Source organism: Plebeiibacterium marinum (genome assembly GCF_026013615.1).
Classification (GTDB): domain Bacteria; phylum Bacteroidota; class Bacteroidia; order Bacteroidales; family Marinilabiliaceae; genus Saccharicrinis; species Saccharicrinis marinus_A.
Genome location: NZ_JAPDPI010000178.1, coordinates 1 through 325 on the forward strand (window position 1 = coordinate 1; position 325 = coordinate 325).

Consider the following 325-nt stretch of genomic DNA (forward strand, 5'->3'; position numbering starts at 1 on the left):
AAAGAGGAGGATGTTATTAACAATTACAGTAACCTATGGCATATAGAACGTGCGTTTAGAATGTCTAAGACCGACTTGAGAATACGCCCCATATACCATCGGCTGAGGAACCGGATAGAAGCACACATCTGCATCTCATTTACGGCATATGCTATATACAAAGAACTTGAGAGAATATTGGCTCTCGAAGGATCAAGTATGTCAATTAGAAAAGCTGCGGAACTCACTCACAATATGTATCAAATCAATTACACCTTACCTGATAGTAAACAGATACGATCAAACCTACTAAAAATGACTCCTGATCAAGTGGAATTATATGAAA

The 325-nt window shown here is 37.8% G+C and carries 1 pseudogene; it reads left to right on the forward strand.

The annotated features are described in order from the left end of the window. Positions 1 to 325 (forward strand): annotated as a pseudogene (locus tag OM074_RS21750) (IS1634 family transposase); the annotation flags it as partial.